The 7,527-nt window shown below is 33.3% G+C and carries 7 protein-coding genes; 6 read left to right on the top strand and 1 reads right to left on the bottom strand.

The window, feature by feature from the left end:
* Positions 1 to 549 (bottom strand): fasciclin domain-containing protein (locus ACN0WY_RS15805; RefSeq protein WP_417800975.1); only part of this gene is annotated, 549 nt, incomplete at its 3' end.
* Positions 550 to 708: 159 nt separating this feature from the next.
* Here ACN0WY_RS15805 and tpx point away from each other — a divergent pair.
* The 6 genes from tpx to ribB all read left to right on the top strand — a co-directional run bounded on the left by tpx (position 709) and on the right by ribB (position 7,474).
* Complete coding sequence (tpx, locus tag ACN0WY_RS15800) at positions 709 to 1,206, top strand: thiol peroxidase (RefSeq protein ID WP_330487238.1); 498 nt, start codon at positions 709 to 711, stop codon at positions 1,204 to 1,206.
* Between the two features lie 6 nt (positions 1,207 to 1,212).
* The gene (locus tag ACN0WY_RS15795; RefSeq protein WP_330487239.1) at positions 1,213 to 1,593 is read left to right on the top strand and encodes a diacylglycerol kinase family protein; all 381 of its coding nucleotides are present in this window, start codon (positions 1,213 to 1,215) and stop codon (positions 1,591 to 1,593) included.
* A gap of 27 nt (positions 1,594 to 1,620) precedes the next feature.
* A complete protein-coding gene (locus ACN0WY_RS15790; protein ID WP_417800974.1) occupies positions 1,621 to 4,095 on the top strand; it encodes a DNA translocase FtsK in 2,475 nt (824 codons plus the stop codon).
* 39 nt (positions 4,096 to 4,134) lie between these two features.
* Positions 4,135 to 4,788, top strand: coding sequence for an outer membrane lipoprotein carrier protein LolA (locus ACN0WY_RS15785; RefSeq protein WP_330487241.1), 654 nt, complete (start codon positions 4,135 to 4,137; stop codon positions 4,786 to 4,788).
* 93 nt (positions 4,789 to 4,881) lie between these two features.
* Positions 4,882 to 6,354 (top strand): LptF/LptG family permease, encoded by a 1,473-nt coding sequence (locus ACN0WY_RS15780; RefSeq protein WP_417800973.1) that lies wholly within the window; start codon positions 4,882 to 4,884, stop codon positions 6,352 to 6,354.
* On the top strand, positions 6,332 to 7,474 hold the full coding sequence (gene ribB / locus ACN0WY_RS15775; protein ID WP_417800972.1) for a 3,4-dihydroxy-2-butanone-4-phosphate synthase: 1,143 nt from the start codon (positions 6,332 to 6,334) through the stop codon (positions 7,472 to 7,474). Before ACN0WY_RS15780 ends, ribB begins: the two co-directional genes overlap by 23 nt.
* Positions 7,475 to 7,527 lie beyond the last annotated feature (53 nt).

The following is a 7,527-nucleotide window of genomic DNA, read 5'->3' as shown; positions in this document are numbered from 1 at the left end:
TAAAACACTATTAATTACATGAATTACTCCATTAGATTGGTTTACATCTGCAATCGTAACCTTTGCCTTTCCTCCATTTGCGTCAGATAGGTAAACATTTCCCCCTTTCATCCATGCAGTAATTTTACCACCACTAACGGTTTCTATAGTAGCTTTACCTCCTTTGTCTTTTATTAATTTTACTAGTTCGGTTGCACTCCATTTACCAGCTACAACATGGTATTTTAATATGGTTTGTAATTTCATTTTGTTTTCTGGTTTCAATAACGTTTCAACGACTCCTTCTGGAAGCTTATCAAAAGCTTTATTTACAGGAGCAAAAACTGTAAAGGGTCCTTTACTTGATAATACATCTACCAAATCTGCCGCTTTTACAGCTGCCACCAATGTTGTATGATCTTTAGAGTTTACCGCATTTTGTACAATGTTTTTTGATGGATACATTTCTGCTCCTCCAACCATTTTTGTTTTTTCTTGTGCCGTAATACTATAGCTGGTAAATAAAGCGACTGCTAAAACGGTTACTTTAAAAAAGTGTAAGGTTTTCATAAATAATGATTTTTAAATTAATATATTTCTATTTAATCATATCTACGAAAAAGATTGTCTCTTGGTTTTATAAGAAATTAAAATCCTAAGGAAAACTTAGAATATTCTTATAAGTTATGTAATTATTCTTATTTTTGATGTTCCTAAAACACATATAAAATGGCTTCAATAACTCTAAAAGGTAACACAATAGAAACAATAGGTAACTTACCTGAAACTGGAACTAAAGCAATTGATTTTTCGTTAGTTGCAACGGATTTATCTGTTAAAAACTTAGGTGACTTTAGCGGTACTCGATTAATTTTAAATATTTTTCCAAGTGTCGATACAGGTACTTGTGCTACCTCTGTTAGAGAATTCAACAAAAAGGCAGCCAATTTAGAAAACACTAAAGTGTTATGTATTTCCAGAGACTTACCTTTTGCTCAAGGTCGTTTTTGTGGTGCAGAAGGTATTGAAAATGTAATTATGCTGTCTGATTTTGCTGCGGGGCGATTTGGTAAAGACTATGGTTTAGAGATTGTTACGGGACCTTTAGCTGGTTTGCATTCTCGTTGTATTGTTATCATTGATGAAAATGGTACTGTAAGTTACACAGAGCAGGTAAACGAAACTGTGGATGAACCTAACTATGACGCTGCATTAAAAGCTCTTTAAAAATATATGAAGAATCCGAATGACGGCTTTTTAAAAGGACGCATACGAAGTATTAAATTTGCAGCAAAAGGAATGTGGTTGCTAATCACCACAGAAGATAGCATTAAAGCCCAGCTTTCATTTGCTATTGCTGCTACTATCCTCGGATTTTACTTTAATATATCTGCAACCGAATGGATGGCTCAAACCTTAGCTATTGGAATTGTTTTAGTAGCTGAAGCCCTAAATACTGCCATCGAAAAAGTAGCGGACTTTATACATCCTGATTATCATAAAAAAATAGGTTTTATTAAAGATATTGCTGCGGGTGCTCCTGCATTTGCTGCAGTAATATCATTAATTATTGCTGGGATAATTTACCTTCCTAAAATAATAGCTATATTGTAGCGTTCAATTTATTTCTAACAAAAATACATGGCAAAAAAGAAGACAACTGTTCAAAAAAAACAGCCAAAAATTTCTATCATTAAAAGGATAAAAACCTTTTTTTCAAACAGACAAAACCAAACTATTTTAGGTTTTTTTCTAGTACTGTTTTCTATATTTTTAACTGTTGCTTTTATTTCTTTTTTCTTCTCTTGGCAAGAAGACCAAAGCACCCTTAGTCAATTTGCCGATAGAACAGTTCCTACTAAAAACCTATTAGGTAAAATAGGCGCTAAACTCAGCAACTTTCTTGTATATGACGGTTTTGGTTTGGGAGCTTTTATCATACCTATAACATTGTTTTTAACAGGTGCCAGAATTTTACTACAAACCAATTTAAAAAGAATTATAACCTCTTGGAATTGGGCTATTCTTATTATGCTTTGGTTTGCCACAGCTCTTGGTTTTGTTGAAAAAAAACATGCACTTTTATCAGGAATTATAGGCTTTGAATTGAACGACTACTTACAAACTTTTTTAGGTAAAACAGGACTAGCTATTTTACTTATTTTCTTTTTAGTTGCCTACCTAATCATTCGTTTTAGTATTACTCCTGAAGCAATTAGTGAAAAGGTAAAAGTTAACAAAGAGAAAAAAGTCAATACCCCAAAAGACCCTACAAAGGTAACTCGCGACGATTCTACTATTATAAACGATACTCATACTCACATAGATAGCGACACCAAGGTTACTCTTACAGAAGAACCTAAAAAAGACAAGTCAGACTTTGAATTATCTCTAGAAAATTTACAACCAACTATCTCTAATTATTCTGGTGTAGATGAAACTTCAAATAAAGAAAAGAAAGAAGAGATTTCTTTAGACATTACCCCTATTAACGAACCAACAGCTAAAATAACAGAAGATAGTAAAAAAGAAGTGGAGGTTGCTATTGAAAAAATTGCAGAAGAAAAAAGTGTTTCTGAAAATTTATCTGATCAATTACTCAAAGATTTTGGTGAATTTGACCCTACCTTAGAACTAGGAAACTTTAAGTTTCCTTCTTTTAATTTACTAAAAGAATACAACGAAAGCATTTCTGTTGACCCAACTGAACTTGAAGCTAAGAAAAATCAAATTGTAGAAACTTTAAAAAACTACAAAATTGGTATTGCACAAATAAAAGCAACTGTTGGTCCAACCATTACCTTATATGAAATTGTACCTGAAGCGGGAGTTCGTATTTCAAAAATTAAAAACTTAGAAGACGATATTGCCTTATCTCTTTCAGCTTTAGGAATACGTATCATCGCTCCTATCCCAGGGAAAGGAACCATTGGTATTGAAGTACCTAATAAAAAAGCGACTATTGTTTCAATGCATTCGGTAATTGCTTCAAAAAAGTTCCAAGAATCACCAATGCAACTCCCTATTGCCTTAGGTAAAACCATTTCAAACGAAACTTTTGTTATCGATTTAGCTAAAATGCCTCACTTACTAATGGCTGGTGCTACAGGACAAGGTAAATCGGTAGGATTGAATGCTATTCTAACATCACTACTATACAAAAAACACCCAGCTGAAGTAAAATTTGTATTGGTAGATCCTAAAAAAGTAGAATTAACACTATTCAATAAAATAGAGCGTCATTACTTAGCGAAATTACCAGATGATTCTGAAGCTATTATTACCGATACAACTAAAGTAGTAAATACATTAAACTCTTTATGTATTGAAATGGATAATCGTTACGACTTGCTTAAAAATGCCATGGTTCGTAATATTAAAGAATACAATGCTAAGTTTAGAGCTCGTAAACTAAACCCTGAAAACGGACATCGTTTTTTACCTTACATCGTATTGGTAATTGACGAATTTGCTGATTTGATTATGACCGCCGGGAAAGAGGTAGAAACTCCTATTGCGCGTTTAGCTCAATTAGCACGTGCCATCGGTATTCATTTAATTGTAGCAACACAGCGTCCTTCCGTTAACGTAATTACAGGTATTATCAAAGCTAACTTCCCTGCTAGAATAGCCTTTAGAGTTACTTCTAAAATTGATTCAAGAACTATTTTAGATGCCCCTGGAGCAGATCAATTAATTGGTCGAGGTGATTTATTGTATTCAGGAGGAAATGATATTATACGTATTCAATGTGCTTTTGTAGACACTCCTGAAGTAGAAAAAATTACCGATTTTATTGGCTCTCAGCGAGCCTATCCTGAAGCCTATTTACTTCCAGAATACGTTGGTGAAGAAGGTGGCACAAATCTTGATGTTGATATTGCAGACAGAGATAAACTGTTTAAAGAAGCAGCTGAAGTTATTGTTACTGCACAACAAGGTTCGGCATCGTTATTGCAACGTAAATTAAAGTTAGGTTACAACCGTGCAGGTAGATTGATCGATCAATTAGAAGCTGCTGGTATTGTAGGACCTTTCGAAGGTAGTAAAGCACGACAAGTACTTGTATCCGATCTAATTGCCTTAGAGCAATTATTAGAGAATGAAAAGAATTAATAATTATAAACTATTCCGAAAGTGGAAATAAGAAAGACGATGAAAAAAATAGGATTATTATTTATTGGATTATGCATTAGCATTAGCGCTATGGGACAAACCAACTCTTCAGAAGCAAAAAAATTGCTAGACGAAGTTTCAAATAAAATGGGAACCTACAGAAATATGGTTATTGGTTTTAACTCTTCTTTAATTAACAAAGAAGCAGGCATAACCAACGACCCACCAATAAGAGGTGAAATTACCTTATCGGGTGAAAAGTACAACTTAGATTACCTTGGAAATACTTTTATTTTTGATGGAAAAAAATTAGTGGTTATTAACCAAGACGAAAAAGAAGTTAGCATTAACAACGGTAATTTAGATGAAGAAGACGGTTTTATTTACCCTTCAAAATTATTGACTTTTTACAAAGAAGGCTATAATTACCAAATGGGAGCATTAAAAAATAGTAACGGACGTAAAGTTCAATATATAGATCTTACTCCTATTGATAGTAACTCTGACATTGTTAAAGTACAGTTAGGAATTGATGCTAAAACAAAACATATCTACAAATTAACACAAATAGGTTCTAACGGTGCTGAAACTACCTTTACAATTACCAAATTTAAAAGCAACCAACCTATATCGGCTCAACTTTTTACTTTCGATAGAAGTAAGTACGCTCAGCAAGGATACTACATCGACTAAAAACTTACCTAAAAGTTTTGTTAGTGATTTACTTAAAAAATCATTAACAAAACTTTTGTGTATATATGCCTCTAACCTACTACCTTTGCATCTGTGAAAACATTAGACAGATATATATTAAAAAGCTTCTTAGTTCCTTTTTTAGCAACCTTCTTTATCATTTTATTTGTATTGGTAATGCAAGCGTTGTGGTTGGCTTTTGATAATTTTGCTGGTAAAGGTATTAGTGTTGCAATTATTTTAAAATTCTTGTGGTATACCACCCTAATTGTAGCTCCTCAAGCCTTGCCCATCGGTGTTTTATTATCTTCTATTATGACGCTAGGTGGTTTGTCTGAAAACTACGAATTTGCGGCGGCAAAATCTGCTGGAGTATCTTTACAGCGCATGGTACGCCCTATTGTTTTCTTAGCTATTTTTTTAAGTGGTATTAACTTTTTGTTTCTTAATTATGTGTATCCATATGCCATGCTTAAGCAATTAAACATGAAGGTAAACATTAAAAAGAAACAACCTGCTATTGCTTTGGTTGCTGGAAGCTTTAATACTGAAATTCCTAACTTTCAAATAAAATTTAAAGAGAAATACGGTAAAGAAGACAATCTTTTAAAAGAAGTTATGATTTACGATTTATCTTCAAAAAAAGGGAATAATAAAATTATTACCGCTAAAAGTGGTGAAATTCTTTCAGAAGAAGGCAGTCGCTACATGACCTTAGTTTTAAAAGATGGATACTATTTTGAGCATCATTTAAAAAACGGAGCTTCTTTTAAAGAACGAGAAAGAATGCCTGCTTCGTACGCCGACTTTGAAGAATACACTATTAACATTGATATCTCTTCGTTTAGTAATGATGATATAGAAGATGAAAAATATAAAACGAACTACAATATGTTAAGCTTGGCACAACTAAAGGATACTTTGCCAATGATGAAGCAAAATTACGATGCCTTTGTTAGTAGTAGAGCTAAAAACTTATTTTTAAGCATTGATGTAGAAGATTTACACCAATACCCAGATTCTTTAATAAACAAAGAACTTTCGTTAAACATTCTTGATAACTTTGTGTTAAAAGAAAAACGAAATATTCTTTCAATAGCTACTTCAAAATTAGAACGCACTATAAACAATAATAAGTCTAACAAAGACACTTTAAAAAACAAACGAAAGTATTTAAACCTCTACGATATTGAGTTTTACAATCGTATTGCCTTTTCACTTTCTTGTTTGTTACTCTTTTTTATCGGTGCTCCTTTAGGCTCTATTATCAGAAAAGGAGGTATGGGATTGCCTATGATTTTGGCAATCGCCATTTACGTTTTATACTTCTTCTCCAATACTTTTGGAAGAAACTTAGCCGAAGAAAGCTCGCTTACAGCCATTACTGGATCTTGGCTAAGTGTATTTTTAATGCTACCTTTGGCTATAACATTAACTGTTAGAGCTACTAAAGATAAAGGACTATTTGATATTAATAGTTTTTTTGTTCTAATACGAAACGCTGTAAAAAACCTATTCTCTAAAAAGGGAAAACCACAACATAATGACAACACAAACTCCAACTAATATTCAATTAAACACAATTGAAGAAGCTATAGAAGATATTAAAAACGGTAAAGTTATTATCGTAGTTGATGATGAAGATCGTGAGAATGAAGGTGATTTTTTAGCTGCTGCTGAAAAAATTACCCCTGAAATGATTAACTTCATGGCAACCCATGGCCGCGGATTAATTTGTACCCCCCTAACTGAAACTCGCTGTAAAGAATTAGAGTTAGGAATGATGGTTAGCAATAACACCGACCCAATGGAAACCGCGTTTACCGTATCGGTAGACTTACGTGGAAATGGGGTTACTACGGGTATTTCTGCTTCTGATAGAGCAAAAACTGTACAAGCCCTAATTACCCCAGATACCAAGCCTTTTGACTTAGCCAGACCTGGTCATATTTTTCCTTTAAAAGCTAAAAATGGTGGAGTATTGCGTAGAACTGGACACACTGAAGCTGCTATTGATTTTGCACGTTTAGCAGGGTTAGAACCTGCAGGTGTTATCGTTGAGATTATGAATGAAGATGGTACCATGGCACGCTTGCCTCAACTAATGAAAGTTGCTAAAAAATTCGACTTAAAAATTGTTTCTATTGAAGATTTAGTGGCATATCGAATGGAACACGATTCGTTAATTGAAAAGAAAGAAGACTTCAATATTCAAACTCGTTTTGGTGATTTTCGTCTTCGTGCTTACCAACAAACTACCAATAATCAAGTACATATTGCTTTGACCAAAGGGACTTGGAGTAAGAATGAACCTATTTTAACTCGTGTAAACTCGACTTTGGTAAACAATGATATTTTAGGAACCTTAACTAATAATGCCGATAAAAAATTAGACCAAATGTTTAAGGTGGTTAATGATGAAGGTAGAGGTGCTATCTTGTTTATTAATCAACAAATGCAAGCGCTAAACTTATTAAACAGGCTTCGTATTTTAAAAGAAAACCAAACTAAAGGAGAAATGAAAGCTCCTAATGTCGTGATGGATAACAAAGACTTTGGTATTGGCGCCCAAATTTTACACGACTTACACATTCATAAACTACGCTTGGTTTCTAACACCAAACAAACCAAACGCGTAGGAATGATTGGTTATGGATTAGAAATTGTTGATTATGTAAACTACTAATCATACTATTAAAAATTAAAAAGTCACCGCTTTAAAACGGTGACTTTTTTCCT

The organism is Tenacibaculum sp., from assembly GCF_048269885.1.
Classification (GTDB): Bacteria; Bacteroidota; Bacteroidia; order Flavobacteriales; family Flavobacteriaceae; genus Polaribacter.
The sequence above is the reverse complement of the archived record's forward strand: the minus strand, read 5'-3'. Positions and strand labels throughout refer to the sequence as shown.

Bases quoted from the DNA above. Each gene is read 5' to 3' on its own strand.
- ACN0WY_RS15785 (WP_330487241.1), top strand. From the start codon at position 4,135: ATGAAAAAAATAGGATTATTATTTATTGGATTATGCATTAGCATTAGC.
- tpx (WP_330487238.1), top strand. From the start codon at position 709: ATGGCTTCAATAACTCTAAAAGGTAACACAATAGAAACAATAGGTAAC.
- ribB (WP_417800972.1), top strand. From the start codon at position 6,332: ATGACAACACAAACTCCAACTAATATTCAATTAAACACAATTGAAGAA.
- ACN0WY_RS15790 (WP_417800974.1), top strand. From the start codon at position 1,621: ATGGCAAAAAAGAAGACAACTGTTCAAAAAAAACAGCCAAAAATTTCT.
- ACN0WY_RS15795 (WP_330487239.1), top strand. From the start codon at position 1,213: ATGAAGAATCCGAATGACGGCTTTTTAAAAGGACGCATACGAAGTATT.